Source organism: Neorhizobium sp. LjRoot104, from assembly GCF_964253725.1.
In the GTDB taxonomy this organism is placed as follows: Bacteria; Pseudomonadota; Alphaproteobacteria; order Rhizobiales; family Rhizobiaceae; genus Neorhizobium.
The window spans coordinates 3937689-3963910 of record NZ_CAXURS020000001.1 but is presented as its reverse complement, the minus strand read 5'-3'; the positions used below and the strand labels follow the sequence as shown (position 1 = coordinate 3963910).

Below are 26222 nucleotides of genomic sequence, written 5' to 3'. Positions count from 1 at the left end.
GCCTTTCCGCCCTGCGGCGGAAAGGCTCCCATCGGTGTGTCAGGCGGAAAGGCTCACGAATTCCTTGAGGATCGCATCGCCCATTTCGGCGGTGCCGACCCTGCGCGCGCCTTCGGCCATGATGTCGCCGGTGCGGGTGCCCTGGTCGAGCACGTTGGCGATCGCCTTTTCGAGGTTGTCGGCTTCCGCGACCATGTTGAACGAGTAACGCAGGCACATGGCAAACGAGGCGATCATGGCGATCGGGTTGGCAACGCCGGTGCCGGCGATATCAGGCGCCGAACCGTGCACGGGCTCGTAAAGCGCCTTGCGCTTGCCGGTCTTGGGATCGGGCGCGCCGAGCGAGGCGGAAGGCAGCATGCCGAGCGAGCCGGTCAGCATGGCGGCGACGTCGGAGAGCATGTCGCCGAACAGGTTGTCGGTGACGATGACGTCGAACTGTTTTGGAGCCCGCACGAGCTGCATGCCGCCGGCATCTGCCAGCATGTGTTCCAGCTTGACGTCGGAATACTTTTCCTTGTGCGTCGCCGTCACGACCTGGTTCCACAGCACGCCGGATTTCATGACGTTGCGCTTTTCCATCGAGCAGACGGCATTCTTGCGGGTGCGCGCCATTTCGAAGGCGACACCGGCGATACGCTCGATTTCGTAGGTGTCATAGACCTGCGTGTCGATGGCGCGCTTCTGGCCATTGCCGAGGTCGGTAATCGTCTTCGGCTCGCCGAAATAGACACCGCCGGTCAGTTCGCGAATGATCAGGATGTCGAGGCCTTCAACCAGTTCCGGCTTCAGCGAGGAAGCGGAAGCAAGCGCCGGATAGCAGATGGCGGGACGCAGGTTGGCGAACAGTTCCATGTCCTTGCGCAGGCGCAGCAGGCCGGCTTCCGGGCGCACCTCGTAAGGAACGTCATCCCATTTCGGACCGCCGACGGCGCCGAAAAGCACGGCATCCGCGTTCATGGCCTTGCTCATATCCTCTTCGGAAATGGCGGCGCCATGCGCATCGTAAGCGCAGCCGCCGACCAATCCTTCGTCGAGGACGAAATCGGCTTTCATGGCGCTGTTCATGTGAGCGATGATTTTGCGGACTTCGCCCATGGCCTCGGGGCCGATGCCGTCACCGGGAAGGAGGAAGAGGTTCTTTGCCATATCGTTTGGTATCCTTGCGGGTTTCGCAGGCTCGCGTCCTCCCGCGCGGGATCTCCGCGCCTGGCAAAACCTCGTCCGAGCCTGCCAAAGGACGAGGCTGGAAAGGTTTTAGGGACTGCCTGCGCCGATGCGGGCAGTCACTTCGATCTCGATCTTCATTTCCGGCGTGGTGAGGCCGCAGACGACCATGGTCGCGGCGGGCCGGATCTCGGAGAAGGTCTCGCCGAGAACCTCAACGATGGCATCGTAATCGGCCATGTCGGTGAGGTAGTAGCGCACGCGGACGACATCATGGAGGCCGCTGCCGGCCTCCTTCAGCGCCTTCTCGATCGTGCCGAGCGTGTTGCGCGTCTGGGCGGCCGCGTCGTCGGGCATTTCCATCCTGGCATAGTCGTAGCCGGTGGTGCCGGAGACATAGACCATGTCGCCATCCACTACGGCACGCGAATAGCCGATCCGCGCTTCGAAGGGCGATCCGGAGGAAATCCGCTTGACCATCAGGATGCTCCGGAAATCAGAGCCAGGGGCGAGCGGCTCGGTTGTTGTTCTCGAAAGTGCTGATCGCGGCATCGCTCTTCAGCGTCGAGGCAATGTCGTCGAGGCCTTCGAGCATGATGTGGCGGCGGCCGGGATCGATGTCGAAATGGATCGAGCCGCCATCCGGGCCGGTGATTTCCTGGGCTTCCAGGTCGATGGAGAGGATGGCGTTGGAGCCGCGCTCGGCGTCGTCCATCAGCTTTTCGAGGTCTTCCGGGGAAACGACGATCGGCAGGATGCCGTTCTTGAAACAGTTATTATAGAAGATGTCGGCGAAGCTCGTGGAGATGACGCAGCGGATGCCGAAGTCGAGAAGCGCCCACGGCGCGTGTTCGCGCGAGGAACCGCAGCCGAAATTGTCGCCCGCAACCAGGATCTTGGCGTTGCGATAGGCCGGCTTGTTCAGCACGAAATCGGGATTTTCCGAACCGTCGTCCTTGTAGCGGGCTTCCGAGAAGAGGCCCTTGCCAAGACCGGTACGCTTGATGGTCTTGAGATAATCCTTCGGAATGATCATGTCCGTGTCAATATTGATGACCGGCAGCGGCGCTGCAACGCCGGTGAGTTTGGTGAACTTTTCCATGATCTGCCTCCAAGTGGACTTATCTGCGGAAGCTGCCATAAAGCAAATCGACGCGGATTTGAAGGCCTGTTTGGCGTGAACCGGTACGCCAACACGCCGGAAACCGGCGTATTCGTCTCAGTCAGCGCTTGGAACGCTCAAAGATCAATGATCGTGCCGCGGCCGTCATTCCAGACGCGCATTTCCCGCTTGTTCGCCTTGGCCCGCACCGGAACCGGCTTCAGCCGCGCCGAAAGCGCCCGCCCGATCGACAGAACTGCAAGAATGCCGGCAAAGGCGACGGTCAGCGAAGCCGTCAGAAGCGCTGCCATGGCGAGCACGGCAATGGCCGATACGATGACGAAGAATACGCGGATGTTTTGCATGGTATATACCTTTCTCATCGAGGAATGTGGGGCCTTTCGCCCTGTCTTGCAAGGGCTTTGCGCGGTGCGGTATTGCCGCAGACCAAAAAGATTGGCACAAAGCGGCGATGACCGCCTTGACCGATATCAAACTTGCCTCCGTTCACCTCCGCCGCTCGATCCTGAGCGTGCCGGCCGGCAATACGAGGGCATTGGAAAAGGTACACAGCCTCGATTGCGACGGGGTGATCTTCGATCTGGAAGATTCCGTCGCGCCGGAAAAGAAGGCCGAGGCCCGCGACAACCTGCGCCGGCTGTTTAAGGAAAACCCGCTGCAGGACAGGGAAACGATCATCCGTATCAACCCGCTCGAAACCGAGTTCGGCAAGGCGGACATGGATCTGGTGACCGAGGTCTCTCCCGGCGTGGTGCTGATCCCGAAGGTCGAGCACATGTCGCAGGTCCAGGCGGTGGCGGATATCCTTTCCGAGGCCGGGGTCCCGGACAGCCTCGCCATCTGGGCGATGATCGAAACGCCGAAGGGCGTCCTGAATGCGCCGGGGATTGCTCCTGTCGACGAGCGGCTCCAGTGTTTCGTGGTCGGTCTCAACGACCTGCGCAAGGAGACAGGCGTGCTGCCGTTGCCCGGCCGGGCCTATCTGGTGCCCTGGCTGATGCAGGTCGTGCTCGCCGGCCGCGCCCATGGCGTCGATGTGATCGACAGCGTCTTCAACGACTTCAAGGATGCGGAAGCCTTCGAGGCGGAATGTGCGCAGGGCCGCGCCATGGGCTTTTCCGGCAAGATGCTGATCCATCCGGCCCAGATCGAGCCTGCCAACCGGCATTTCGGGCCGGACCCCCTAGCCGTGGAAGAGGCGGAAGCGGTGATCGCCGCCTTCGCGCAACCGCAGGCGCAACATCTCAACGTCATCAACCTGAACGGCAAGATGGTCGAACGGCTGCACCTGGTGGAGGCCGAAAAACTTGCCGCCACGGCCCGGATCATCGCCGAACGAAAGAAAACGCCATGAAATTGTATCGCTTCCTCAGCGGTCCCGACGATTCCTCCTTTTGCCACAAGGTGACGGCGGCGCTGAACAAGGGCTGGGAACTGTCCGGCTCGCCGACCTATGCCTTCAACGCCACGACCGGCGAGATGCAGTGCGGCCAGGCGGTGACGAAGACCGTTCATGGAAAAGAATACGATCCCGAGATGAAACTCGGCGAGCAATAAGCTCCCGCCAGAAGATCAGCGCTGGGCCGCTTCCTCGGCGCTCGCCTCGATACGTTCCATGTCGTCGTCGCTGAGGCCGAAATGGTGGCCGATCTCGTGGATCAGCACATGGGTGATGATATCGCCCAGGGTTTCCTCGTTTTCCGCCCAGTAATCGAGGATCGGCCGGCGATAAAGCCGGATACGGTTCGGCAGTTCGCCCGTTTCCATGTTGAACCGTTCGGAAATGCCGCGCCCTTCGAACAGGCCGAGCAGGTCGAAGGGCGTCTCGAGCGCCATGTCCTCGAAAACGTCGTCGTCCGGGAAATCCTCGATCTCGATCGTCAGGTTGACGGTGAGAGCCCGGAATTCCTCCGGCAAATGACCATAGGCCTCGATCGCCAGCGACTCGAACGTGCTGATCGTCGGCGCGTGGCGATCCTGCCAATCGTCGGTCTGGTCGATGCGGGCCATAGGCTCTCCTTCTGATCAGGCCCATATAGTACCTCCCACGATATTTTTCGAGTGAAGAATCATCGGCCTAGGATCCGAGGAAAAGATTCCCAGGATTTGGCTGTTGACTCTTTCGGACAGCTCTGGAATCCATAAGAACATAAAGAGAACATGTATGGATGGAGCTGACGCCATGGCCGAGCACGCCACGGCGCAGGAGGCGCTTTTTGCCCTGCGCGAACAGATCGCCAGACTGGAAGGAAAACCTCTGCCGGCGCTTGCCGCGGCGGAACAGGGAGACTTGGCGGCCGATCCGGAAGGCCGGAAAACCAAGGCCAACCAGCCCCGCCTGCCATTCGGCATCATGCAGATGGACACCGCATTGGAAGGCGGTTTGCTGCTCGACGGCATCACGGAAATCCGCTCGCTGCTGATGGGGGATGCCGGGGCTGCAAGCGGCTTTGCTCTCTCGCTGGCGTCTCATCTGAAAGCGAGGCAACCGAGCGAGGCGCCGGTTCTGTGGATCGGTGATGTCGTTTCCGCACAGGAAGCCGGTATTCCCTATTCCGTCGGCCTCAAGCAGTTCGGATTGAGCCCGCGGGATATTCTCTATGCCTCGCCACGCAAGCTGGATGATGCCCTGTGGCTCGCGGAGACAGCAGTGGCGAGCGGGGCGCTTGTCGCCATCATTCTCGAAATCCGGGGGAACCCCAGGCATTTCGGTCTCACCGAAAGCCGCAGGCTGGGTCTCAGGGCAAAGGCGGCGGGGCGGCCCCTCTTTGTATTGCGGCATGCGGGAGAGGAGGAAGCGAGCAGCGCCTCCTTCCGCTTCCTTGTCGAACCGGCGCCGGCGGCTCACCGGCATCTTCCGGATGGATCCGTGCTTGGCGGCAGTATCGGTCATCCCGTTTTCAGACTGACCCTGGAGAAGAGCCGCAGCCCGGCTCCGCTGTCCTTATTTCTGGAGTGGAACCCCCATGACCGTCAATTTTCCCTTCCCCGAGACGCAGGAGAGGCTTTCTCTTTCCGCAAACCGCCAGCGCATCCTGGCGCTCGTCTTCCCGCACCTGCCGACCGACAGGATCGCGCGCCGGCTCTGGGGGATGTCGTGGCGCTTGAAAGAGCGTCCTGAGCACCCGCCGATCCTCTGTGCGGGGCGGCGCGAAAACGCGATGCGGCTCACGGCGCTGGACGAGGTTTCCGAGCGGCTCGGCCTTAAACGCGGACAGGGTCTGGCGGAAGCACGCGCGATGTTCCCGAAGATCGACGTGGTGGATGAGGACGAGGCGGCCGACCGCGCTCTGCTCGAAGCGATTGCGGACTGGTGCGACCGTTATACCCCGCTGGTGGCGCTGGACGGACGCGATGGTCTCTTTTTGGATATTACCGGCTGCGCACATCTCTTCGGCGGCGAACACGTCTTGCTCAAGGAGGTGCTCGGCCAGCTTCTCCATATGGGCTTCGATGTCAGGGGAGCGATTTCTTCCTCACCCGGCCTTTCCTGGGCCGCCTGTCGCTTCGGCCGGGGCGGGGTGATTGCCGAGGGGCCGATGGGAGAGGTTCTGGCGCCGCTGCCGGTCAATGCCCTGAGGATCGACGGCGCAACGATCGCCTCGCTCTACAAGCTCGGGCTGAAGCGGATCGGCGACCTGCTGCCGCTGCCGCGTGCACCGCTCGCCCGCCGCTTCGGAAAACAGCTTCTGCTTCGCCTGGATCAGGCCTTGGGTGTGAACGAGGAGGCCATTTCGCCTCGCCGGCCGGTGGCGGCACTTTCCGCCGAGCGAAAACTTGCCGAGCCGATCCAGGCGGAAGACCATATCCTTCAATTGACCGGCCAGATCGCCAGTTCCCTGAAACCGGGGCTGGAGGCGCGCGGCGTGGGCGGCCGGGTTTTCGAACTCGTGCTGTTCCGGATCGACGGCCGGGTTTTCCGCATCGCCGCCGGCGCATCACGACCGCTTCGCGATCCGTGCCGTATCTCCGCACTGTTTGCCGAGCGTCTGACCGCGATTTATGACGATATTGATGCCGGATACGGTTTCGAACTCTTGCGCCTCAACGTGCTGCAGCACGATCCGTTCAGGACGGATCAGGGCGATTTCACCGGCGAGGACGATGGCAAAATTTCACTGGCGGATTTTATCGATCGGGTCTCGGCGCGATTGGGGGCGGACTGTCTGCAAGTGGCTGAACTCCGCCAGAGCCATATGCCGGAACGCGCCCAGATTTTCGTTCCGGCCATTGCCGTGCAAGTCGCTCCGGAAAAGACCGAGGAGGTTTTTGCCTTTGCACCGAAAGCCGATCGCCCCCTGCGGCTGTTCCGTCATCCCGAACTCATGGAAGCCTTTGCGGCGGAAGTGCCGGACGGACCTCCCCAGCGCTTCCGCTGGCGCCGTACCGTCCACCAGGTCATCCGCGCAGAAGGTCCGGAACGTATTTCGCCGGAATGGTGGGTCGATAAGGAAAGCGCCGAGGAGCGCGACTATTTCCGGCTCGAAAGCGAGGTGGGCCGCCGCTTCTGGATTTTCAGAAAGGGTCGCTACAACCCTAAGAATGAACCGCCGACCTGGCACGTCCATGGAATCTTCGCATGACGGACGTTGCTGCTTTTTTCGAGATCGGCGCCAAAAGCAATTTTTCCTTCCTGGAAGGCGCAGCCAGACCGGAGGAGATGGTGTTGACCGCCAGTATTCTGGGGCTTTCCGGTCTTGGGATCGTGGATCGTAATTCGGTTGCAGGCGTGGTGCGGGCGCATAATCAAGTCCGTGAGATGAAGGAGACTTATAAACGGCAGCAGGAGCAGGGCAAAAAGGAGGATGAGGAAGATGCTGTCTGGCCCTGTGCTTTCCATCCTGGAGCCCGACTTGTCTTCTCGGACGATACGCCGGATGTCCTGGCCTATCCGAAGAACCGTCAAGGCTGGGCTAATCTCTGTCGGCTCCTGAGCCGGGGAAATCTGAGGACCGAAAAAGGCTCCTGCATTCTTGAGGAATGGGACTTCCTGGAATGGTGCGACGAGATGAGGCTTGCGGTCGTGCCGGATTTTTCCCGCGCTGAAGATGGCGCCTATCTGGCAGACCTGAGCGAAAAACTGAAGGCTTATCGAAGCAAGTTCAAAAAGAACGTCTATCTTGCCTTGTCTCCCACCTATGATGGGCGGGACAGGCTTGTTTTTGCGTCATTTGCCGAGATCGCATCTCGAAACAGCTTGCCATTGATTGCAACCAACCAGCCGCTCTTCCATCTTCCCGAACGGCGGTCGCTATCGGATGTCGTAACGGCCATTCGAGAACATGTTACAATTCAGGAGGCCGGTTTTCGCCTGGTTCCGAATGGAGAACGCTGTATCAAGCAGGTGGCCGAGATGGCGCGGCTTTTTCATGCATACCCGGATGCAATCGCGAACACCCGGAAATTCGCCGGCCAGCTCAAATTCTCTCTTGAAGAGCTGGAGCATAATTATCCGGATGAAACTGTGCCAGGCGAAACCATGTCGGAAACCCTGGAACGACTGACGTGGGAGGGGGCAAGACGCAGATATCCGAAGAAGATTCCTGAGACCGTTTTAGATCAAATCGGGTATGAGCTGAGTCTCATCAAGGAAATGCAATACGAACCCTATTTTTTGACGGTTCGTCACATCGTTTGGCATGCTCGGCATGTATTGAAAATCCTGTGTCAGGGGCGCGGGTCGGCGGCCAATTCAACGGTCTGTTACTGCCTGGGGATCACGGAGGTTGATCCAACCACGACAAAATTACTTTTCGCGCGGTTCATTTCAACACAGCGTAATGAACCGCCGGATATCGATGTCGATTTTGAACATGCTCGTCGCGAAGAGGTCATCCAATATATCTATGAGCATTACGGCTATCGCCATGCCGGCTTGACAGCAGCAGTCACGAGTTATCGGACCCGGATGGCGGGGCGTGAAGTCGCCAAGGCTTTTGGCCTGTCGGGGGATGTACAGGCCGCCCTTTCCAGCCTTGTCTGGGGTTGGTCGGAAGACGCTCTCTCGGAGCGGGATGCGAAAGCGGCTGGGCTTGATGTGGAAGATGCCACAACATTAAAAGTCATGTCACATGCCCAGGAGCTCATGGGGTTTCCGCGTCATCTCACCCAGCATGTCGGCGGTTTTCTGATCACGCGCGACCGTCTCGATGAAGTCGTCCCGATCATGAAGACGGCAATGCCCGGCCGTTACATGATTGAATGGGACAAGGATGATCTCGATACGCTGAAGCTCCTGAAGATCGACGTTTTGGCCCTGGGTATGCTGACCTGCCTGAAGAGAGCGTTCGAGCTCATGGAAGTGCATTACCAGTATAAGGCGACCTTGGACGGGCTTCAAAAGGACGAGCGGCACGATGTCTACGACATGATTTGCCGGGCTGATACGATCGGGGTGTTCCAGATCGAGAGCCGTGCTCAAATGAGCATGCTGCCACGGCTTCGGCCAAGAGAATTTTATGATCTTGTTGTCGAAGTCGCGATCGTTCGTCCAGGCCCTATTCAAGGAAACATGGTCCATCCTTATTTGAAGCGGCGGGAAGCTGTCAGAAAAAATCAGCCCATCGATTATCCCAGTCCCGAGCTTGAAGACGTATTGGAGAGGACGCTTGGCGTCCCGCTTTTCCAAGAGCAGGCAATGCAGATTGCTATTACTGCCGCCGGTTTTTCTCCTGAAAAAGCCGACAAGCTTCGCCGGTCGATGGCAACTTTCAAACGGTCGGGACGTGTCGAAGAATTTAGGCGCGACTTTGTAGGGGGTATGCTTAAGAAAGGAATTTACACCAGGGAATTTGCGGAAAGCTGTTTCAGCCAGATCGAAGGATTTGCCGAATATGGGTTCCCGGAGAGCCACGCGGCTTCGTTTGCCCTGCTCGTCTACGTTTCGTCCTGGATCAAAGCCTATTACCCGGACGTTTTCTGCGCGGCGATGCTGAATTCGCAACCGATGGGGTTTTATGCGCCGGCACAGCTTATTCGCGATGCGCGTGAGCATGGGGTGAAAATTCTCCCCGTTGATGTCAACAGGTCGCAATGGGACTGCACTCTTGAGAAGGCTCCGTTCGATAGAACTGCAATCGACAGGCGTCACGAGTCCATGCGTGATGTCATCAAGACGAAATATGCCGTGCGCCTAGGTTTCCGCCAGGTCAAAGGTCTTTCCGAAGATGACATGCTTGACAAGCTCATCGCCAATCGGGGGGAAGGATATACGTCCATCCATGATCTCTGGCTTCGGTCGGGGCTCGGCAAATCGGATATCGAGCGTCTTGCGGATGCGGATGCTTTTACCGATTCCTTCAAAGGCATGAGGCTACCGCGCCGTGACGCGCTTTGGGCGGTTCGGGGACTGGATGCAAGGAATTCGGCGAAGAATAGATCCTTGTTCGAGCTCGCCGATGGTGCGGATCTCCGGCCTGAGCCGAAAGCAAAGCTTCCCGGAATGCTGCCGGGCGAAGAGGTGATCGAGGACTACCGATATCTGTCGCTTTCGTTGAAAGGACATCCCGTCTCCTTCCTTCGCGAAGAATTCAAGCAGATGGGGATCAAGCGCAGTGTCGATCTGCTGGCGGTTCCGAACGGGCAGAGGGTGACGATCGGTGGGCTTGTTCTCGTGCGGCAGCGTCCAGGTTCTGCCAAGGGGGTCATCTTCATGACCTTGGAGGACGAAACCGGCGTTGCGAATGCAATCGTCTGGAAAAAGACATTCGACAAATATCGCCCGGTCGTCATGGGCGCCCGCCTCGTGAAGATCCATGGCAGGCTGCAAAGCCAGAGCGGCGTCATCCATACGGTGGTCGAGCATATCGAGGATATTACCCCGATGCTGGGACTGCTGCAGAAGGAAGCAAGGCGGTTCGGCGTGTCGGTCAGCTCCGATGAAGTGTTGCAGTCCAGCGGCGAGCATCGGCAGAAAAGACGCTCCAATGGAATGGAGGGGGCAGTCAGGGAGAGCGCGAAGGAAACCGGAGCCCACGATTCCTACGGAACCGGACCAGGGAGTGTCATGCCGAAAGGCCGCAATTTCCACTGAATGCTGCTGTAATAACACGAAGGTAGAAGAAGGGATTGCAACAGCCTTCATAAGAAGGAGCGCATATGCGTCGATTTTTTCTTGACATCTCCTATCCGCTTTCGCAAAAAGAAGATGTTACAGGTCATGTTTGGCAGGTCGACCGAGAATGCTGGTTTGCAGTTGCAATTACATCACCGACAGGGAAATCAAGGACGTCATCACGCAGCTCCTTGATGACGACTGTTGGCAGCTTATCGTACCGTCAAAGGTCTACCACGCCATGGCCAAGCGTGGTCGCTGCTGCGGCTGCTTTCCGGGCGTCGTCGATCTGATCATCCGCACAACCGAGGAATATCACGCCACGCACCACTCGACGGAAGACGAGGTGGTCGTATATATGTCCCGCTTGAGACAATTCCATGAGGAAAACAGGAGAGCGGACATTGAAAGGCGACTCAAAGGTCATCGAGCGGCTTAACGAGGCACTTTTTCTCGAGTTGGGCGCAGTCAACCAGTATTGGCTGCATTATCGCCTGCTGGACGATTGGGGCTTCAAGAAGCTCGCAAAAAAAGAGCGGGCGGAATCGATCGAAGAAATGCATCATGCTGATCGCCTCATCGATCGCATCATCTTTCTCGAAGGCCATCCCAACCTGCAGACGCTTGCCCCGCTTCGCATCGGCCAGAACGTCAAGGAAGTGCTGGAGGCCGATCTTGCCGGCGAATATGATGCCCGCACGGCCTACAAGGCTTCCCGCGATATCTGTCACGCGGCTGGCGACTACGTTTCGATGAAGCTCTTCGAAGAGCTTCTGATGGACGAGGAAGGCCATATCGACTTCCTTGAAACCCAACTCGATCTGCTGGCGAAAATCGGTGAGGAACGCTACGGCCTCCTCAATGCAGAATCTGCCGATTCTGCCGAATAATCGCTGACATTCGAACATGTAAAATCCCGGCGAGGCATCCGCTCCGCCGGGATTTTTTCTGTCCATGAATGTTGACAGGCAGTCGGCCGAGCCGGGCGAGCGCCGCCAGTCGGTCAGAGCCGCTGGGTCGCTGTCTCGGCCAGATGCTTAAACTCCGCCACGACCTGGTCGTAGACCGCGCGCTTGAAGGGCACGATCAGGCTGGGAAGCTCGGCCATCGGCTTCCATTCCCAGGCGTCGAATTCCGGCGCATGTCCACCAGGCGGTGGGTTGATGGCGATCTCGCTTTCGTCGCCATCAAAGCGGAAGGCGAACCAGCGCTGCGTCTGGCCGCGATATTTTCCCTTCAGCCCGATGCCGATCAGGTGCGCTGGCAGATCGTAATTGATCCAGTCGTCCGCCTCGGCGAGCAGGGTGACGGAGCGCATCCCGGTTTCCTCGTAGAGTTCGCGATAGGCCGCCGGAAGCGGTTCCTCGCCCTTGTCGATGCCACCCTGCGGCATCTGCCAGAGCTGCGGCGAACCGTCAAATTCGCTGTTGCCCTCGCTGATGCGCCGACCGGCCCAGACAAGACCTTCATGGTTCAGAACCATGATGCCGACGCAGGGCCGGTAGGGAAGTTCCTCGGCGACGACCGAACGTGTGCCTTTTTTGCTCATGGAAAACTCCGATCGATCACGGTCCGACACTTTCGCTCGCGAGCGACGAGACGCCGACAATCTCGATACCCCGTTGCGAGACTTCCTCGCTCCATTGCCTTATCGCATCGATGCTCTCGTCGAAAGCCGAGGCGACGCCGATCGCCGTACCCTTGCGGCCGGCAATGCGCTCCAGTTCGTCAAGTTTCTTGAGGATGGCATCCTTCTGCAATTGCCCATCAAGCGTCAGATCGCCGAAGGCATGCGGCAATTCGATCGCCTTTGCGACGATCGCAGTCTTCGACTGCGCGGACGTTCCGTCGTCGAGGAAAAGCAGCCCGCGTTTGGAAATGTCGCGCAGGATCGGCTCCAATGCGCCCGCATCCGACAGATAGCGGCCGCCGAGATAGTTCATGACGCCGGTATAGTTGGTAATCTCACCCATGGCCTGGTGAAGGCGGCCGAGATTGTCCTTGGCGGATATCCTGGTCAGCAGTGTACCTGGGCCCGGATCGTTGGCCGGATAGTCGAACGGTTCGAACGGCACCTGGATCAGGATCTCGTGACCTGCACGGCGGGCTTCCTGCATCCAGCGCTGCAGGCTGTTGCCGCTGACGGCAAAGGCGAGCGTCACCGTCGGCGGCAGGTCGCGGATTGCCCGCTGGGTGCCTGTCTGGCTGAGGCCAAGGCCACCGACAACGATCGCGATTCGGGTCCCGCGCGCGCCGGACCAGGGCCGCGCATACTGGTCCATCGGTCGCTGCCCGCCAGGCCCGACGATTGGCAGCCGGCCATGGGGCGAATCTTCCAGCAGCGCATCGTTGGGTTGGGCGGCCACACGCGGGTCCTGGCCGATCCGCTGCGTGCCGATCATCACCGGCCCGCTGCCGTCGCGCGGGCGCGGCGTGTACTTGGTGACGACCGACCCGTCATCGGTCAGCGTCCGCTCGATATTGGCGCCGGAATTCGGATCGGAACGGGGCATGCCCGTGGATTGTTGCGGCGCCAGGTCCTGGCCGGATTTTGCGGGAGGCTGGACCTGTTCCGGCTTGGAAGCGGGCGGCGCGTTGGAGGCGACCTGCTTCAGGGCGTCATCGCCGCGCATGGCGTAGAGCGAAAGCCCCAGGATGCCGGCAACTGCGAGCATCGACAAAACGATCGAGAGAGAAAACCTTCCCTTCCGTCGCCGAGCGGCCGGCCGGTTCTGTCCGAGCGGTGCGTGGAGATCGGTGCCCAAGGTCTATTCCGCGTTCTGTCTGCAGATACGAAGAACCGGCCAGCGCGGCGTCTTTTCAACGCGTCACGCTGGCCGGCCCGATGATTGTCTTTACTTCTTGATCGTCGCGGCTGCGGCCTTATCCGGGCTCGGCGGGAAGGCCGGGTCCTTCTTCACGCCGCGGAAGAGATCGAGCGCATAGTTGAGCTGGATGTCGTCCTTGGCTTCCGGCGGCACGTAGGCGGCGGAACCGGAACCTTCATCGGTCTCCGCAGCACCCTGGATGTGGCCGCGCAGGCTGGATTCGCCCTCAGCCCTGATCTTGCCCTGCAGTTCCGCCGGCAGCGGCTGTTCGACCTTGATGTCCGGCTGGATGCCGGTGCCCTGGATCGACTTGCCCGACGGCGTGTAATAGAGCGCGGTGGTCAGACGCAGCGCGCCGGCATCGCCGAGCGGGATGATCGTCTGGACCGAACCCTTGCCGAAGGAGCGGGTGCCGAGAACCGTGGCGCGGCGCAGGTCCTGCAGCGCACCGGCGACGATTTCCGAAGCCGAAGCCGAGCCGCCGTTGACAAGCACGATGACCGGCTTGCCGTCGGTCAGATCGCCCGGGCCGGCGTTGAAGCGGCGGGTCTCGTCGGCATTGCGGCCGCGGGTCGAGACCACTTCGCCACGTTCCAGGAAGGCGTCGGAAACGTTGATCGCCTGGTCGAGCAGACCGCCCGGGTTAAGGCGCAGGTCGAGTACGTAGCCCTTCAGCTTGTCGGCCGGGACGTCCGCCTTGATCTTCTTGATCGCCTTCTCGAGGTCGTCATAGGTCTTCTCGGTGAAGGAAATGACGCGGACATAACCGACATCGCCGCCTTCGACGCGGGACTTCACGGCGCGGACCGCGATGATGTCGCGTACCACGGTGATGTCGAGCGGCTTGTCGGCGCCCTGGCGGATGATCGTCAGCTTGATCGGGGTGTTGACGCCGCCGCGCATTTTCTCGACGGCTTCTTCCAGCTTCAGGCCGCGCACCGGCGCGCCGTCGATCTCGGAGATGAAGTCGCCTGCCAGAATGCCGGCCTTGGAAGCGGGCGTATCGTCGATCGGCGCGATGACCTTGACGAGTTCGTTTTCCATCGTCACTTCGATGCCGAGGCCGCCGAATTCGCCACGCGTCTGCGTGCGCATGTCTTCGGCATCCTTTGCATTCATGAAGCTCGAATGGGGATCGAGCGAGGTCAGCATGCCGTTGATGGCGTTCTCGACCAGCTTTTCTTCATCCGGCGGCGTCACGTACTGGGCGCGGACACGTTCGAAGACGTCGCCGAAGATCGACAATTCCCTGTAGGTCGAAGGGCCGGCGGCCTGCGCCGGCACACCGGCCGAATAAATCACGCTCATCGCGGTGGCACCCAAGAGTGCACCGACGATGACAAGAGAAGCCCTACGAATCATTTCGTGCCCTTCCAGTTTCTTTCGAGGTCCACCACGGTTTGGAATCGACCGGTGTGCCATCTTTTCGGAATTCAATGTAAAGCGTTGGACGATCTGTTTCCAGCGCCAATGCAGTTGCGCTTGCCACTCTTTTCTCACCCATCACCGCAATGGGCTCGCCTGCGAAAACGAACTTGCCCTGCCGTGCATTCACAACGTCCATGCCGGTCAGAACCAGATGGTATCCATCTCCGGCATTGAGGATGATCATCTGTCCGTAACTCCGGAAGGCTCCGGCGAAAACCACCAGGCCGTCAGCCGGCGCCGTCACCACGGCACCCGCATTCGAAGCAACGGTCATGCCTCTTGCCGAGTGCCCAGTCCCGTCGGAATCGCCGAACCACCGCAATACATCTCCGGCAACCGGAAGCTCCAGTTTTTGCCTGAGGCTTGAAAACGCGTATGCGGGCGCAATGCGGTTTTTGTCGGGCACGCCGCTCTGGGCAAGCTGCTTTGCCTTTTCGCGCTCGGCGTCGGACATCATGCGCTGACGCTCTTCCTCGGCACGCGCGCGGTCGATCGCCTCGCGCACGGAGGCGATTTCGCCTTCGAACGACTGGATAAGGTTCTCGAGGGTGGTGGCACGGCCGGCAAGCTCCTCGGAGCGGTGGCGCTCGGCGTCGAGATCGGCCGCGTTACGCCTGTTCAATTTTTCGTTTTCGGCGAGCAGCAGGGTCATGCGCCGGTCCTCTTCGAGGCTCGCGGCAATGGTGTTGGAGACGGTGGTCTTCTCGGTCATCGCCAAAGCCTGCAGAGAGGCCAAGGATTGGAGGTCGGCAACCAGCCTGTCCGCCTCGTGGCGCATGCCAGGAACGACGGCGCCGAGCAGGATCGCGCTGCGAACCGAGGCGAGCGCATCATCGGGCGTCACCAGAAGTGCCGGAGGAGGATTGCGGCCCATGCGCTGCAAGGCTGCCAGCACCTCCGAGAGCACGGCGCGGCGGCCGCGCAGCGAGGTGCGGATACCGTCCTCCTTGAGCTTCAGCTCGGTTATCTTCTTCTCGCTGTCCAGGATCCTGGTTTCCAGGCTTTTCCGACGGGTGGCCGAATCGATCAGCGCCTGGCGGACATCGGCGGTGTTCTTCCTGATATCGGCGATGTTCTTCTCGATCGCGGCGGCCCTGTCGCCGGAAATCTTCATGTTCCTGGTCAGAACTTCGAGCTCGCCGCGGGTTTCGTTGCGCCGGCGCTGCAAGTCGGCCGTCGGATCGACTGCGGCGGCGGGCGCTGCCTGAGGGGAAACGTTCTGGGCGCGTGCGTGGTTGAAGATGGGGAGGGGCGGGATCAGCGCGAAACCGAAACCCGCCGCCAGAAGCAGCGCGCGCCGGTACGATGTGATCCTGATTGTCCGCATTCCCGCTCCGCTATTCGCCGGATCGAGAAAACTTAAGCTGATTTGCCCGACGAGGCCACAAACAACATCGTGTTTGAAGGTAAACGATCGTTTAAGCCCGGTGATAGGGATGGCCCGAAAGAATGGTGACGGCGCGGTAGAGCTGTTCCGCGATCAGGATGCGCACCAGCTGGTGCGGCCAGGTCATCGAGCCGAGGTTGAGCACCATATCGGCCCGTTCGCGGAGTTCGGGGTCGAGACCGTCGGCTCCGCCGATCGCCAGCATCATGTCGCGTTTGCCGTTGTCGCGGTATCGGCCGATCATGCCGGCAAAGGCTTCGCTGTCGAGCGCCTTGCCGCGTTCGTCGAGAAGAATGAGGACCGCGCCTTCGGCAAGCGCCTTTTCGAGCCCGGCCGCTTCCTCGCGCTTGCGGGTGTCGGCATTTGCCGCCCGGCTTTCCTGGATCTCGATCAGTTTCGACAATTCCAGACCCACCGCCGGGCCAGCCTTGGCAAAGCGGTCGAGATAACGGGACGCAAGATCCTTTTCCGGTCCGGTTTTCAGCCGTCCCACGGCAAAAAGGCTTATTCGCATGTCCTGATCCGTTGAATTTTGCGGCCGAAAACCTCTTCCAGCGGCGAGTTTGCACCCAGCCGCATGATTTCGACCTCAGTCCGACGGTTCAGGGCTCGCCCGAACGCGTCAGTGCAGCAGCGTGCCTTCCTCGATATCCGGCGTCGCCCACATCTTTTCGATGTTGTAGAACGCGCGGATCTCCGGACGGAACACGTGGACGATGATGTCACCGGTGTCAATGAGCACCCAGTCACCGGTCTCCTGTCCTTCGACGCGGGCAGTTCCGAGCCCCTCGTCCTTCAGGTCGGAAATCAGGTGATCGCTGATGGCCATGACATGCCGGTTCGATCGTCCGGAGACAACGACCATGTAGTCTCCGAGCGCTGATTTTCCAGCAATGTTGATGGTGACGATTTCTTCAGCTTTGGAGTCCTCGAGGCTTGCGAGGACCAGTTCGAGAGCACGGGCGGCAGCATCGGCGCCACGTTCCAGGCTCTGCGGGAGAACGGAGGCCGTCCTTCCCTTGGCGTGTACTGTTGTCAGGGTTTGTCCTTTCATCCAGGTAACAGCAACAAGCACTAGTGCGAATCCGATTCTTAACTCGGCCGCTACCATATAGGTGGCATCGAATTATTAATCTTTCAAGTAAGCGTGCGAAAAGGTGATAGAAAGATGTAGACCCGTCAGCGCCGCATTGATGATCGGCGCTAATCGGATTTCTGTCCGTTTGCGGCGCGGATCGCCGTGGAACTGAGGGCCGAACGCGGGCCATGGATGAAGGTCCAGGCCGGCGCGCGCCGTTTCCACAGCGTGCCCGCGTCGTCCTCGTCCACCCGGGCGTAATCGAAGGTCCGGGCCATTTTCGACGACAGGAACGACAATGTCGCTCCCGGCCGGTCGATGACGGCGATCGGAAAGGTCGAGGCGATCGCCTGCCATTTCTGCCAGAGGTGGAATGTCTTCAGACTGTCGGCGCCCATCACCCAGACGAAATGCACGAGCGGGTTCTTGGCCTTCACGAAGGCCAGCGTATCGGCGGTATAGGATCCGTGGAGCGTCTTTTCGAAAGCGGTGATCTTGATGCGCGGATCGTCGATCAGCTTTTCGCTCATCGCCAGCCGGTCGTCGAGCGAAGCAAGCTCGGAGCGGCTTTTCAGCGGATTGCCGGGGGTCACCATCCACCACAGCTGGTCGAGGCCGAGCCTTCGAAGCGCGATCTCGGCGACCAGGAGATGGCCCTCATGGGGCGGATTGAACGAACCGCCGAACAGGCCGACGGCCATGCCCCGTTCGGCATGCGGCATGACCAGATATCGGCGGTCGATCGTCTCTTCCGTCACGCGCGATCAGGGCCGGATCTGGCCGGTGCCGTGCACCCGGTATTTGAACGAGGTCAGCTGCTCGACCCCGACGGGGCCGCGCGCATGCATCTTGCCGGTCGAAATGCCGATCTCGCCGCCCATGCCGAACTCGCCGCCATCGGCGAACTGGGTGGAGGCATTGTGCAGCAGGATGGCCGAATCGAGCTCGTTGAAGAAACGGGACACGACCTCGGGATCCTCGGCGATGACAGCCTCCGTGTGGTTGGAGGAATAGGTATTGATGTGGCGAATGGCGCCGGAAATGCCATCGACGATCGCAACCGAGATCACCGCGTCGAGATATTCGGTGCGCCAGTCCTCTTCCGTCGCAGGCTTGAAGCCCGGAAACACCTTGAGAACTGTGGCCGAGCCGCGGATTTCGCAGCCGGCTTCGGTCAGTGCTTCGAGGATCGGCATCAGATGCGTGCCGATCCCGGCGCTGTCGATCAACAGGGTCTCGGCCGCGCCGCAGACGCCGGTGCGGCGCATCTTGGCGTTGACGACGATCTTCTTCGCCATTTCCAGGTCGGCGGAGGCATCCACGTAGATATGGCAGAGGCCTTCGAGATGGGCGAAAACCGGCACGCGCGCCTCGTTCTGGACACGCGCGACGAGGCTCTTGCCACCGCGCGGCACGATGACGTCGATCGCCCCGTCAAGGCCCGACAGCATGGCGCCGACGGCGGCGCGGTCGGTGGTCGGCACGATCTGGATCGCGTGTTCCGAAAGCCCGGCAGCCTTCAGGCCGGCGACGAGGCAATCGTGGATCGCTTCCGACGACCGGGCCGAATCGGAACCCCCGCGCAGGATCACGGCATTGCCGGCCTTGAGGCAGAGCGCGCCGGCATCGGCGGTGACGTTCGGGCGGCTTTCATAGATGACGCCGATGACGCCGAGCGGCGTGCGGACGCGTTCGATATGGAGGCCGTTCGGGCGGTTCCAGGCGGCGATGACCTCACCCACCGGATCCTTGAACTCGGCAATCTCGCGTAGCGCCTGCGCCATGCCGGCGATCGACTTTTCGGTCAGCGTCAGCCGGTCGATGAACGACGGCAGCAGGCCCTTGCCCTCGACGCCTTTCAGGTCCGCGGCGTTGGCGGCAAGGATGTTGTCCTTCGCGGCAAGGATCGCGTCCGCCATGGCGTTCAGCGCCTTGTTCTTCGCTTCGGTCGAGGCCGTCGCAAGCTGGCGGGCCGCCGACTTGGCGTTCCGGCCGATCTCACCCATCACAGCGGCGACGTCGCCCGTTTTCGCAACCATATCAAGCATGGGCGGCATCCTCCTTGCGATCTTCTTTTTTGACTTTCCGCTTCGCCGGCCCGGTCATCACCAGGTCGTCGCGATGGACCATGGCGGCGCGGCCGGCATAACCGAGGATCGCCTCGATTTCGCCGGACTTGCGCCCGGTGATCTGGCGGGCTTCTTCGGCATCGTAACTTACCAGACCGCGGGCGATTTCCCGGCCGTCGATGCCGACGATCGCGACCGTATCGCCGCGGTGGAAATTGCCTTCGATGCGGCGTACCCCGGCAGGCAAAAGGCTCTTGCCGGTGCCGAGCGCGGTCTCGGCCCCTTCATCGACGAAAAGTTCGCCGGCTGGCTGAAGCTGCCCTGCAATCCAGGTTTTTCGCGCGGTGACCGGCGTTCCCGAGGGTGCGAACCAGGAGAAACGGGTGCCCTCTTCGATGGCGCGCAAAGGATGATCCGTCTTGCCGGATGCGATGATCATGGCGCAGCCGGCGCCGGTGGCGATCTTGCCGGCATCGATCTTGGTGCGCATGCCGCCACGCGACAGTTCGGACGCCGCGCCGCCGGCCATTGCCTCGATCTCCGGGGTGATCGCCGGGACGATTTCCAGGAATTTCGCGTCGGGGTCCAGATGCGGCGGGGCGGTGTAGAGCCCATCGATGTCGGAGAGCAGGACCAGCAGATCGGCGCTGGTCATGGTGGCGACGCGGGCGGCCAGCCGGTCGTTGTCGCCGTAACGGATTTCGGTCGTGGCGACCGTATCGTTCTCGTTGATGATCGGCACGGCGCCGATCTTCAGAAGCTGGTTGATAGTGGCGCGGGCGTTGAGGTAACGGCGGCGCTCTTCCGTGTCGCCCAGCGTCAGCAGGATCTGGCCAGCCACGATGCCATCGCGGGAAAGGCTTTCCGACCAGGCCCGGGCAAGCGCGATCTGACCGACGGCCGCGGCCGCCTGGCTCTCTTCGAGCTTCAGCGCGCCGGAGGGCAGGTCGAGCACGGTGCGGCCCATGGCGATCGCGCCGGAGGACACGACGAGAACGTCGATACCCCTTGCCTTCAAGGCGGCGATATCGGCGCAGATGGCGTCGAGCCATTGCGATTTCAGGCCCGTCTTGCGATCGACGAGCAGCGCCGAGCCGATCTTGATGACGATGCGGCGATGACTGGCGAGCGGTTTGCGGAATGCCGTCATGCGTCCTCGTCCTCATCGAAATCCTGGATGGGGGTCGAGCGATCGGGCAAAGCGGTCTCGTTGACGCCGCTTGCCTCGACGATCACGTCACGCAGGGCGCGCAGCACCTCGGTCATGCCCTTGCCGGTGACGGCGGAGATCAGGAACGGGGTCTGGCCGCAGGCCTTTTCCAGCTCCTTGGCCTTCTTCTTCAGTTCCTTGTCGTCGAGCACGTCGATCTGCGACAGTGCCACGATGACCGGCTTGTCGATCAGCCCGCCGCCATAGGCTTCAAGCTCGTTTTTCACCGTCTTGTATGACTTGCCGACTTTTTCCTCGACGGCGGAGACAAGATGCAGCAGCACGCGGGTGCGCTCGACATGGCCGAGGAAGCGGTCGCCGATGCCGACGCCCTCATGGGCACCTTCGATCAGGCCCGGAATGTCGGCGAGCACGAATTCCCGGCCGTCGATGGTGGCGACGCCGAGATTGGGGTGCAGCGTCGTGAACGGGTAATTGGCGATCTTCGGCCGGGCGCGGGTGACGCTGGCCAGGAAGGTCGACTTGCCGGCATTCGGCATGCCGACGAGGCCGGCATCGGCGATCAGCTTCAGCCGCAGCCAGATGGTCTTTTCCTCGCCTTCGAGGCCGGGATTGGCCCAGTTCGGCGCCTGGTTGGTCGCGCTCTTGAAATGGGTGTTGCCGAAACCGCCATTGCCGCCCTTGGCGAGCCGGAACCTCTGGCCCTCCCTGGTGAGGTCGATGATCAGCGTTTCGTTGTCTTCCTCGAAGATCTGGGTGCCGACCGGCACTTTCAACGTGACGTCGCCGCCATTGGCGCCGGTGCGGTTGCGGCCCATGCCATGGGTGCCGGTCTGGCCCTTGAAATGCTGCTGGAAGCGGAAGTCGATGAGCGTATTGAGTCCGTTGACGGCCTCCACCCAGACATCGCCGCCGCGCCCGCCGTCACCACCGTCAGGTCCGCCGAACTCGACGAACTTTTCCCGCCGGAACGAGACCGCGCCCGCGCCGCCGTCGCCGGAGCGGATATAGACTTTTGCCTCGTCGAGAAATTTCATCTTGTCGCCGTCAGTCTTGTGTTAGTCGGGAGGCCTGTCGCTTTAGGTAGGGCGCTCAGAGCATGTCGATAGGGGTTTCGATATCGTCGGTTGGGGCGGAGGTCAAAGAATATCATGAAGTTCGTCAGCTATAACATTCAATACGGGATCGGCATGGATGGTGTGTTCGATCCCGAACGCATCGCCGCCAGTATCAATGGCGCCGATGTGATCGCGCTTCAGGAGGTGACGCGCGGTTTTCCCAAGAATGGTCATGTCGATCTGGTCGCCCGTTTCTCGGATCTCTTTCCGGAGCATTTTCACGTCTATGGGGCGCCCTGCGACCTGCTGCTCGACGTTTCGGTCGAGAATGGCCGCCGGGTCGAGCGCCGCTTCCAGTTCGGCAACATGATCCTGTCGCGCTGGCCGATCCTTTCCACCCGCCATCTTCTCCTGCCGCGCAGCCGGACCGTCGAGATGCTCAACCTGCAGCGCGGGGCACTGGAAGCGGTCATTGTCGCGCCCGGCGGGCCGCTTCGGGTCTATTCCGTCCATCTCGACCATGTCTCTCCCGATGAACGGCTCGGCCAGATCCGCTTTCTGAAAGAGCGGGTGATGAATTTCATCTCCGAAGGCGGTTCGCTGACCGGTGCCGCCGAAGAGGGATTTCCCGATCTGCCGCTTCCGGAAGACTTCCTGCTGATGGGCGACTTCAACATGGAGCCGGAATCGACCGAATATATCGCCATGGCAGGCCAGCGGGACCGGTATTACGGCCGTATCCTGCGCGCCAACGAACCCGTCGACGTGCTGGAGCGCCTCGGATCGCTGACGCCGGAAAGCTATACCTGGGCGAAGCCGCCGGGTTCCGGGCCGATAAGGATGCATCTCGATCATTGTTTCGTGAATGCGGGATTGGTGCCGCGGCTGAAAAACGCCTGGATCGACAACGAGGCGTTTGGTTCCGACCATTTTCCGCTGTGGGTCGAGGTCGAGTGAGCGATCCGGCGGAGCTTCCTCCGCCGGACTTTTATTGTCCGAGCGTCACGGTCGGGCAGGCTGCCGAAAATCTTCCGGCAAAAGCATGGTCTCGATATGTGGCACCATGCGGTTGCGGGACGTGCTGAAAAGCTGGTTCGCATCGACGATGGTGAAGCCGAGCTTCTTCTGGACGTTCAGCGAGGCGAGGTTGTCCGCGAAGGCGCCGGAAAACACCTGCGCCTCCGGCATCCGCCGGAAGAAACGCTCCAGCGCCCCGGCCACCGCTTCCGTCATGTAACCTCGGTCCCAGTAGAGCCGGTTGAGCCAGTAGCCAAGACGCCATTGACCGCGTCCAGGCTCCAGGCAGACGGCGCCGATATGGGTGTCGTCCCCGGTGGTGATCGCCAGCGTCCAGTCCGGCAGGATGCCGGACGCATGCGGGACGAGCCAGTCCAGCGCGTCCTGGCGGTCATAGGGTTGCGGCACCCGTGCCAGCATGCGGCTGACCTTGAAATCGCCGAGCGATTCGGCAATCGCCGTCGCATCGGTGATCCTGTGCGGGCGAAGCACCAGCCTTTCCGTGGTGATGACCGGGCAGGGGCCTGGCATCGTCGCGGTCGTGTCGGTCTTCTGGAGAACGGCGGCGTTCATCGCAGTTCTCCCCAGCTTCTCAAGGACATCCAGGTCTTGCGGTCGAGCCGGAACCATTCGACCGCGACCATGCCGCCGAGCGCCAGGCAATCGATCATGCCGGTGCCCTGGAACTGGAAGCCGCATTTCTGGATCACCCGCCGGGAAGCGATGTTGGTGACCCGGCAACGGGCATCGATATGGTCGATGTTGTTGCGGGTCCGGAAGGCCATGTCGATCAGGGCATGGGCGGCTTCCGTGGCATACCCCCTGTTCCAATGGGGTTCGCCCAGCCAATAGCCGAGTTCCAGCGTTCTTTCGTCCTGCTGCGGTTCGAGCGCGCAGCAACCGAGAAAGGCGCCGTTGTCTCCTCGCGTGATGGCGTAGACGCATTTGCCAATCTCGCCGGCCTTCGTGCGTCGCACGAAATCGGCTGCGTCCTTAGCCGTATAGGGATGCGGCATACGCGACACCATCGTCGCGATATTCGCATTGTTGGCGAGATGGGCAAGTGCGTCGATGTCTTCTTCGTGGGGCATGCGCAGAACTAATCTCTGCGACAGTAAGACGGGGCAATCGCTTCTCGACCGGTCGGGTCTTGGCCGGTCCTTGGACCGTTCCTCTGGCGGCCGGGATTGGCTCGCCCTCAGTAGTTCGCCTTGCATGTTCAGTCCTCCTGTTGGGGAAAAGAAAAAGGGAAGATGGTGGTGTCCCATCTTCCCTTTTTTCTGACTGAACCTTTGGGCGTTCAGCCGGGTCGATGTGACACCGGCTGCTTAAAACGCTTGCCGGCTTTATTCTGCTGCTTCGGCTTTCGGCATTACGGACACAAACACGCGACCATTGGCCTTGGTTCGGTAATTCACATTGCCGGCGGTCAGTGCAAAAATGGTGTGGTCGGTACCGATGCCGACATTGGCGCCCGGATGCCACTGCGTGCCGCGCTGGCGAACGATGATGTTGCCCGGAATGACGGCTTCGCCGCCGAACTTCTTCACGCCAAGGCGCTTGGAATTCGAATCGCGACCGTTGCGCGACGAACCGCCAGCTTTTTTATGTGCCATTGGAGTTCTCCTTTAACCTTCGAAACCCGTTGTTAAGCCAGGATGTCCGTGATGCGGACGACCGTGTGATGCTGACGATGACCGCGAATCCGCTTGGAATTCTGACGGCGACGCTTCTTGAAGGAAATGACCTTCTTGCCGCGGTTATGCTCGACAACTTCGGCCTTGACCGTCGCACCCGAAACGAAGGGCGCGCCGAACTTGGCATCGGCGCCAACGCCGACAACCAGGATTTCGTTGAATTCTACGACTGAACCAGCTTCGGCTTCCAGCTTTTCGATGGTGAGCACGTCGTTGGCTGCCACGCGGTACTGCTTACCGCCGGTCTTGATGACTGCGAACATTGTTTATCCTTTCATGTTCGTTTCCGGCTCTGCCTTTGAAAAGGCGGCCGTCTTTTTATCAGTCGGGCTCTAGCAGGGTTTCGAAAGAGGTGATCTTCTGAACTTGTCTGCCGGTGGAATTCGCGTGGCTGTTCCAACAACCTCCACACAAACAAAGAGGCATGGATACTTTTCCACGCCTGATCGCGAGCGGACATACGCGAGCGACAAAAAACTGTCAAGACGAAAGGATATAAAGACTTGATATTCGCCCCTTGCCAGCCTCATGTTTGCCCGCTATGAGAACGCCCGCGCTGACCAACGCGTCACACGTCTTTAAGCGGAGAGGTGGCTGAGTGGTCGAAAGCACCGCACTCGAAATGCGGCATACGGGCAACCGTATCGTGGGTTCGAATCCCACCCTCTCCGCCATTTACTTTTGCTCCCCCAATCGCCTTATTTCGCAATGAGTTATGGGGCACTCAGTCAGCACTGCTCCCCCACGGCTCTCCCGCAGTTTAGTTGTCAGCGAGACCATGGGATTAGGCAGGCCACCTCACCCCCGCTATTTACTACGCAGAAATCACCGTACCAAAAGCCCCATGTGAAATCCCGGAGGTAGCTGGCTGGGATTCTCGCCTTCGCCGCAAATTCCTTACGTCCTTCCACGTTATCTAGTTTCTGATCCCAGTTTTCGAGAAAGATCATAATCCTGTCCGCTTGGCGTGTGTAGAGGAATGAGGTTCCGCCTGAAGACATTATGCCCATCATCACGGCCTCTCCTTCCACGGATGCCACTGAGTTGATTCCCAGCCGGTACATCTTGCCAAGGTTCTGCTCGCTTCTAGTATCTGGATTTATTCCCTTGATCACCCATCCATCTTCTTTTCGTGCTTTGGCAACAGAAGTACGCAGTTCGGCACTGTCAAAGCTCCTGTGTTTTCCCATCATCAGGAATCTCATCTGAGTCCGATTGATGTTCACGAAAAGCAAATCGTCTGACTGGCCCTTTCGCCTGAGGTTTTCATTCATCGGGACAAGGTGGAGATGGTGAGTTTCATAGACGTGGACCGCGAAATCTTTGTCGCCTTTCCCCCCGTCTGCCCACGAAGGAGCCTTGCGCCGTTCTTCCGGGCTACCTGTATATCCATGAGTTCGACTAAACCGCGACAGATACGGGGAGAGGTCATCCCCTGCCACCGCCTTCCGATGTAGGGTATATACGGCCCCCAACACATCGTCGGGCATTGGTGTTTTCCAGAAATCTTCGGAGAAAATAACGTTTCTGGGGCGAGGCGCTATCAAGCGATCAACCCACGTAAGGTAGTGAACAAGTACGCGGTCTAACGGCTTTGCCGCGAGTTCCGCTTTCAATCGCTCCTCCTCAGGAGCGCAAGGGATCATAGCGATCAAGTCTGCCTTGAGCGAGGCTAGACGCCTCGGAAGCTTATTGATCAATCCTGTTCCTCCCTGATCCTCTTAGCTAGTCTGGAGAGTGTCGAGGTAGAGACTCCCGTAGCCGCCACAATACTAGCCCACGTCTGGCCATCCTTGAGCATCTTAGTCAAGGCTGCATTGCGCCTCTCATCCTGAGGTCTTCCCTTGTAGGCCCCCGCCGCCTTCGCCTTCTCGATGCCCTGGGTCTGCCTCCTGTCGCGGTCCTCGTAGCCCTTGCGGGCGATAGCTGCCAGCATGTCCAGCATCATGCCGTTGAGGGCGTCCAGCATTTGGGTGCCGAACTCGTCGCCTCCTGGTGCTGGTCACTTCTTCACGGGATGACGATGCTGTCGATCGATGGTCTGCTGATGCCGGAAAAGGTGGGCACTGAACCGTTGGAGGCTGCGTTCAGAACGCTCATGGAAGGGATTTCGAGCGTCTGAGACGCTGTCTGGAAACGTGGCGCC

Annotated in this window: 29 protein-coding genes, 1 tRNA gene and 1 pseudogene; 10 read left to right on the top strand and 21 right to left on the bottom strand. The window is 60.4% G+C overall.

Annotation, left to right across the window (positions count from 1 at the left end; all coding sequences use genetic code 11):
* Nucleotides 1–39: 39 nt before the first annotated feature.
* From leuB to ACSQ8R_RS19435, 4 genes are all read right to left on the bottom strand, one after another.
* Complete coding sequence (gene leuB / locus ACSQ8R_RS19450) at nucleotides 40–1149, bottom strand: 3-isopropylmalate dehydrogenase (protein ID WP_436254879.1); 1110 nt, start codon at nucleotides 1147–1149, stop codon at nucleotides 40–42.
* A 108-nt stretch (nucleotides 1150–1257) separates the two neighbouring features.
* Entirely contained in the window at nucleotides 1258–1647 is a 390-nt protein-coding gene (locus ACSQ8R_RS19445) for a RidA family protein (protein ID WP_436254878.1), read from the bottom strand.
* 16 nt (nucleotides 1648–1663) lie between these two features.
* Nucleotides 1664–2269 (bottom strand): 3-isopropylmalate dehydratase small subunit, encoded by a 606-nt coding sequence (gene leuD / locus ACSQ8R_RS19440; RefSeq protein WP_046634664.1) that lies wholly within the window; start codon nucleotides 2267–2269, stop codon nucleotides 1664–1666.
* 137 nt (nucleotides 2270–2406) lie between these two features.
* The gene (locus ACSQ8R_RS19435; RefSeq protein WP_210013477.1) at nucleotides 2407–2634 is read right to left on the bottom strand and encodes a hypothetical protein; all 228 of its coding nucleotides are present in this window, start codon (nucleotides 2632–2634) and stop codon (nucleotides 2407–2409) included.
* 107 nt (nucleotides 2635–2741) lie between these two features.
* On the opposite strand from ACSQ8R_RS19435, the gene ACSQ8R_RS19430 reads away from it, so the two are divergent.
* A complete protein-coding gene (locus ACSQ8R_RS19430) occupies nucleotides 2742–3644 on the top strand; it encodes an HpcH/HpaI aldolase/citrate lyase family protein (RefSeq protein WP_436254877.1) in 903 nt (300 codons plus the stop codon).
* The gene (locus tag ACSQ8R_RS19425) at nucleotides 3641–3847 is read left to right on the top strand and encodes a DUF1737 domain-containing protein (protein ID WP_007764402.1); all 207 of its coding nucleotides are present in this window, start codon (nucleotides 3641–3643) and stop codon (nucleotides 3845–3847) included. Before ACSQ8R_RS19430 ends, ACSQ8R_RS19425 begins: the two co-directional genes overlap by 4 nt.
* A 15-nt stretch (nucleotides 3848–3862) precedes the next feature.
* Here the strand turns inward: ACSQ8R_RS19425 and ACSQ8R_RS19420 are convergent, their stop codons facing one another.
* A complete protein-coding gene (locus ACSQ8R_RS19420; RefSeq protein WP_007764405.1) occupies nucleotides 3863–4300 on the bottom strand; it encodes a metallopeptidase family protein in 438 nt (145 codons plus the stop codon).
* Nucleotides 4301–4472: 172 nt separating this feature from the next.
* On the opposite strand from ACSQ8R_RS19420, the gene ACSQ8R_RS19415 reads away from it, so the two are divergent.
* The 5 genes and pseudogenes from ACSQ8R_RS19415 to bfr all read left to right on the top strand — a co-directional run bounded on the left by ACSQ8R_RS19415 (nucleotide 4473) and on the right by bfr (nucleotide 11233).
* Nucleotides 4473–5411, top strand: a complete 939-nt coding sequence (locus ACSQ8R_RS19415; protein WP_436255521.1) for an ImuA family protein — start codon at nucleotides 4473–4475, stop codon at nucleotides 5409–5411.
* A 40-nt stretch (nucleotides 5412–5451) separates the two neighbouring features.
* Complete coding sequence (locus tag ACSQ8R_RS19410) at nucleotides 5452–6873, top strand: Y-family DNA polymerase (RefSeq protein WP_436255520.1); 1422 nt, start codon at nucleotides 5452–5454, stop codon at nucleotides 6871–6873.
* Nucleotides 6870–10322 carry an error-prone DNA polymerase gene (locus ACSQ8R_RS19405; protein WP_436254876.1) on the top strand — a complete coding sequence of 1151 codons (3453 nt, stop codon included), beginning with the start codon at nucleotides 6870–6872 and terminating at the stop codon, nucleotides 10320–10322. The genes ACSQ8R_RS19410 and ACSQ8R_RS19405 overlap by 4 nt, the downstream gene beginning before the upstream one ends.
* A gap of 65 nt (nucleotides 10323–10387) precedes the next feature.
* A pseudogene (locus tag ACSQ8R_RS19400) lies at nucleotides 10388–10782 on the top strand ((2Fe-2S)-binding protein).
* Nucleotides 10748–11233: a bacterioferritin gene (gene bfr / locus ACSQ8R_RS19395; protein WP_007764418.1), complete on the top strand. Its 486-nt coding sequence runs from the start codon at nucleotides 10748–10750 to the stop codon at nucleotides 11231–11233. Before ACSQ8R_RS19400 ends, bfr begins: the two are co-directional and overlap by 35 nt.
* Nucleotides 11234–11346: 113 nt before the next feature.
* Here bfr and ACSQ8R_RS19390 read toward each other — a convergent pair whose 3' ends face one another.
* From ACSQ8R_RS19390 to obgE, 10 genes are all read right to left on the bottom strand, one after another.
* On the bottom strand, nucleotides 11347–11892 hold the full coding sequence (locus tag ACSQ8R_RS19390) for an RNA pyrophosphohydrolase (RefSeq protein ID WP_436254875.1): 546 nt from the start codon (nucleotides 11890–11892) through the stop codon (nucleotides 11347–11349).
* A gap of 16 nt (nucleotides 11893–11908) precedes the next feature.
* Nucleotides 11909–13108, bottom strand: coding sequence for a divergent polysaccharide deacetylase family protein (locus tag ACSQ8R_RS19385; RefSeq protein WP_436254874.1), 1200 nt, complete (start codon nucleotides 13106–13108; stop codon nucleotides 11909–11911).
* A 90-nt stretch (nucleotides 13109–13198) separates the two neighbouring features.
* Entirely contained in the window at nucleotides 13199–14533 is a 1335-nt protein-coding gene (locus ACSQ8R_RS19380) for a S41 family peptidase (RefSeq protein WP_436254873.1), read from the bottom strand.
* Nucleotides 14523–15926: a murein hydrolase activator EnvC family protein gene (locus ACSQ8R_RS19375; protein WP_436254872.1), complete on the bottom strand. Its 1404-nt coding sequence runs from the start codon at nucleotides 15924–15926 to the stop codon at nucleotides 14523–14525. Before ACSQ8R_RS19375 ends, ACSQ8R_RS19380 begins: the two co-directional genes overlap by 11 nt.
* 91 nt (nucleotides 15927–16017) lie before the next feature.
* Nucleotides 16018–16500, bottom strand: a complete 483-nt coding sequence (rlmH, locus tag ACSQ8R_RS19370) for a 23S rRNA (pseudouridine(1915)-N(3))-methyltransferase RlmH (RefSeq protein ID WP_436254871.1) — start codon at nucleotides 16498–16500, stop codon at nucleotides 16018–16020.
* A gap of 108 nt (nucleotides 16501–16608) precedes the next feature.
* Nucleotides 16609–17040: a ribosome silencing factor gene (gene rsfS / locus ACSQ8R_RS19365; protein ID WP_436254870.1), complete on the bottom strand. Its 432-nt coding sequence runs from the start codon at nucleotides 17038–17040 to the stop codon at nucleotides 16609–16611.
* 149 nt (nucleotides 17041–17189) lie between these two features.
* Complete coding sequence (locus ACSQ8R_RS19360) at nucleotides 17190–17786, bottom strand: nicotinate-nucleotide adenylyltransferase (RefSeq protein WP_436255519.1); 597 nt, start codon at nucleotides 17784–17786, stop codon at nucleotides 17190–17192.
* A gap of 42 nt (nucleotides 17787–17828) precedes the next feature.
* Nucleotides 17829–19112, bottom strand: a complete 1284-nt coding sequence (locus tag ACSQ8R_RS19355) for a glutamate-5-semialdehyde dehydrogenase (RefSeq protein WP_436254868.1) — start codon at nucleotides 19110–19112, stop codon at nucleotides 17829–17831.
* Nucleotides 19105–20283, bottom strand: a complete 1179-nt coding sequence (gene proB / locus ACSQ8R_RS19350; protein ID WP_436254867.1) for a glutamate 5-kinase — start codon at nucleotides 20281–20283, stop codon at nucleotides 19105–19107. Before proB ends, ACSQ8R_RS19355 begins: the two co-directional genes overlap by 8 nt.
* Nucleotides 20280–21341, bottom strand: a complete 1062-nt coding sequence (gene obgE / locus ACSQ8R_RS19345; RefSeq protein ID WP_436254866.1) for a GTPase ObgE — start codon at nucleotides 21339–21341, stop codon at nucleotides 20280–20282. Before obgE ends, proB begins: the two co-directional genes overlap by 4 nt.
* A 114-nt stretch (nucleotides 21342–21455) precedes the next feature.
* On the opposite strand from obgE, the gene ACSQ8R_RS19340 reads away from it, so the two are divergent.
* Entirely contained in the window at nucleotides 21456–22319 is an 864-nt protein-coding gene (locus tag ACSQ8R_RS19340) for an endonuclease/exonuclease/phosphatase family protein (protein WP_436254865.1), read from the top strand.
* Between the two features lie 45 nt (nucleotides 22320–22364).
* Here ACSQ8R_RS19340 and ACSQ8R_RS19335 read toward each other — a convergent pair whose 3' ends face one another.
* The 4 genes from ACSQ8R_RS19335 to rplU form a co-directional block, all read right to left on the bottom strand.
* The gene (locus tag ACSQ8R_RS19335) at nucleotides 22365–22952 is read right to left on the bottom strand and encodes a GNAT family N-acetyltransferase (protein ID WP_436254864.1); all 588 of its coding nucleotides are present in this window, start codon (nucleotides 22950–22952) and stop codon (nucleotides 22365–22367) included.
* Nucleotides 22949–23596 (bottom strand): GNAT family N-acetyltransferase, encoded by a 648-nt coding sequence (locus tag ACSQ8R_RS19330; protein ID WP_436254863.1) that lies wholly within the window; start codon nucleotides 23594–23596, stop codon nucleotides 22949–22951. The genes ACSQ8R_RS19335 and ACSQ8R_RS19330 overlap by 4 nt, the downstream gene beginning before the upstream one ends.
* A gap of 129 nt (nucleotides 23597–23725) precedes the next feature.
* Nucleotides 23726–23995, bottom strand: a complete 270-nt coding sequence (gene rpmA, locus ACSQ8R_RS19325) for a 50S ribosomal protein L27 (protein WP_345930499.1) — start codon at nucleotides 23993–23995, stop codon at nucleotides 23726–23728.
* Between the two features lie 32 nt (nucleotides 23996–24027).
* Nucleotides 24028–24339, bottom strand: a complete 312-nt coding sequence (gene rplU / locus ACSQ8R_RS19320) for a 50S ribosomal protein L21 (protein ID WP_210013459.1) — start codon at nucleotides 24337–24339, stop codon at nucleotides 24028–24030.
* A gap of 321 nt (nucleotides 24340–24660) precedes the next feature.
* On the opposite strand from rplU, the gene ACSQ8R_RS19315 reads away from it, so the two are divergent.
* A tRNA-Ser gene (locus ACSQ8R_RS19315) sits at nucleotides 24661–24750 on the top strand.
* 93 nt (nucleotides 24751–24843) lie between these two features.
* Here ACSQ8R_RS19315 and ACSQ8R_RS19310 read toward each other — a convergent pair.
* Together ACSQ8R_RS19310 and ACSQ8R_RS19305 are read right to left on the bottom strand one after the other, a co-directional pair.
* Complete coding sequence (locus ACSQ8R_RS19310) at nucleotides 24844–25692, bottom strand: hypothetical protein (protein WP_436254862.1); 849 nt, start codon at nucleotides 25690–25692, stop codon at nucleotides 24844–24846.
* A gap of 80 nt (nucleotides 25693–25772) precedes the next feature.
* Entirely contained in the window at nucleotides 25773–26045 is a 273-nt protein-coding gene (locus ACSQ8R_RS19305; RefSeq protein ID WP_436254861.1) for a hypothetical protein, read from the bottom strand.
* On the opposite strand from ACSQ8R_RS19305, the gene ACSQ8R_RS19300 reads away from it, so the two are divergent.
* On the top strand, nucleotides 26046–26198 hold the full coding sequence (locus ACSQ8R_RS19300) for a hypothetical protein (RefSeq protein ID WP_436254860.1): 153 nt from the start codon (nucleotides 26046–26048) through the stop codon (nucleotides 26196–26198).
* Nucleotides 26199–26222: the final 24 nt, after the last annotated feature.

What these genes read in the sequence shown, in the direction of transcription:
- leuB (WP_436254879.1), bottom strand. Translation starts at nt 1,149, where the DNA reads ATGGCAAAGAACCTCTTCCTCCTTCCCGGTGACGGCATCGGCCCCGAG.
- ACSQ8R_RS19445 (WP_436254878.1), bottom strand. Translation starts at nt 1,647, where the DNA reads ATGGTCAAGCGGATTTCCTCCGGATCGCCCTTCGAAGCGCGGATCGGC.
- leuD (WP_046634664.1), bottom strand. Translation starts at nt 2,269, where the DNA reads ATGGAAAAGTTCACCAAACTCACCGGCGTTGCAGCGCCGCTGCCGGTC.
- ACSQ8R_RS19435 (WP_210013477.1), bottom strand. Translation starts at nt 2,634, where the DNA reads ATGCAAAACATCCGCGTATTCTTCGTCATCGTATCGGCCATTGCCGTG.
- ACSQ8R_RS19430 (WP_436254877.1), top strand. Translation starts at nt 2,742, where the DNA reads ATGACCGCCTTGACCGATATCAAACTTGCCTCCGTTCACCTCCGCCGC.
- ACSQ8R_RS19425 (WP_007764402.1), top strand. Translation starts at nt 3,641, where the DNA reads ATGAAATTGTATCGCTTCCTCAGCGGTCCCGACGATTCCTCCTTTTGC.
- ACSQ8R_RS19420 (WP_007764405.1), bottom strand. Translation starts at nt 4,300, where the DNA reads ATGGCCCGCATCGACCAGACCGACGATTGGCAGGATCGCCACGCGCCG.
- ACSQ8R_RS19415 (WP_436255521.1), top strand. Translation starts at nt 4,473, where the DNA reads ATGGCCGAGCACGCCACGGCGCAGGAGGCGCTTTTTGCCCTGCGCGAA.
- ACSQ8R_RS19410 (WP_436255520.1), top strand. Translation starts at nt 5,452, where the DNA reads ATGCGGCTCACGGCGCTGGACGAGGTTTCCGAGCGGCTCGGCCTTAAA.
- ACSQ8R_RS19405 (WP_436254876.1), top strand. Translation starts at nt 6,870, where the DNA reads ATGACGGACGTTGCTGCTTTTTTCGAGATCGGCGCCAAAAGCAATTTT.
- ACSQ8R_RS19390 (WP_436254875.1), bottom strand. Translation starts at nt 11,892, where the DNA reads ATGAGCAAAAAAGGCACACGTTCGGTCGTCGCCGAGGAACTTCCCTAC.
- ACSQ8R_RS19380 (WP_436254873.1), bottom strand. Translation starts at nt 14,533, where the DNA reads ATGATTCGTAGGGCTTCTCTTGTCATCGTCGGTGCACTCTTGGGTGCC.
- ACSQ8R_RS19375 (WP_436254872.1), bottom strand. Translation starts at nt 15,926, where the DNA reads ATGCGGACAATCAGGATCACATCGTACCGGCGCGCGCTGCTTCTGGCG.
- rlmH (WP_436254871.1), bottom strand. Translation starts at nt 16,500, where the DNA reads ATGCGAATAAGCCTTTTTGCCGTGGGACGGCTGAAAACCGGACCGGAA.
- rsfS (WP_436254870.1), bottom strand. Translation starts at nt 17,040, where the DNA reads ATGAAAGGACAAACCCTGACAACAGTACACGCCAAGGGAAGGACGGCC.
- ACSQ8R_RS19360 (WP_436255519.1), bottom strand. Translation starts at nt 17,786, where the DNA reads ATGCCGCATGCCGAACGGGGCATGGCCGTCGGCCTGTTCGGCGGTTCG.
- ACSQ8R_RS19355 (WP_436254868.1), bottom strand. Translation starts at nt 19,112, where the DNA reads ATGCTTGATATGGTTGCGAAAACGGGCGACGTCGCCGCTGTGATGGGT.
- proB (WP_436254867.1), bottom strand. Translation starts at nt 20,283, where the DNA reads ATGACGGCATTCCGCAAACCGCTCGCCAGTCATCGCCGCATCGTCATC.
- obgE (WP_436254866.1), bottom strand. Translation starts at nt 21,341, where the DNA reads ATGAAATTTCTCGACGAGGCAAAAGTCTATATCCGCTCCGGCGACGGC.
- ACSQ8R_RS19340 (WP_436254865.1), top strand. Translation starts at nt 21,456, where the DNA reads ATGAAGTTCGTCAGCTATAACATTCAATACGGGATCGGCATGGATGGT.
- ACSQ8R_RS19335 (WP_436254864.1), bottom strand. Translation starts at nt 22,952, where the DNA reads ATGAACGCCGCCGTTCTCCAGAAGACCGACACGACCGCGACGATGCCA.
- ACSQ8R_RS19330 (WP_436254863.1), bottom strand. Translation starts at nt 23,596, where the DNA reads ATGCAAGGCGAACTACTGAGGGCGAGCCAATCCCGGCCGCCAGAGGAA.
- rpmA (WP_345930499.1), bottom strand. Translation starts at nt 23,995, where the DNA reads ATGGCACATAAAAAAGCTGGCGGTTCGTCGCGCAACGGTCGCGATTCG.
- rplU (WP_210013459.1), bottom strand. Translation starts at nt 24,339, where the DNA reads ATGTTCGCAGTCATCAAGACCGGCGGTAAGCAGTACCGCGTGGCAGCC.
- ACSQ8R_RS19305 (WP_436254861.1), bottom strand. Translation starts at nt 26,045, where the DNA reads ATGCTGGACGCCCTCAACGGCATGATGCTGGACATGCTGGCAGCTATC.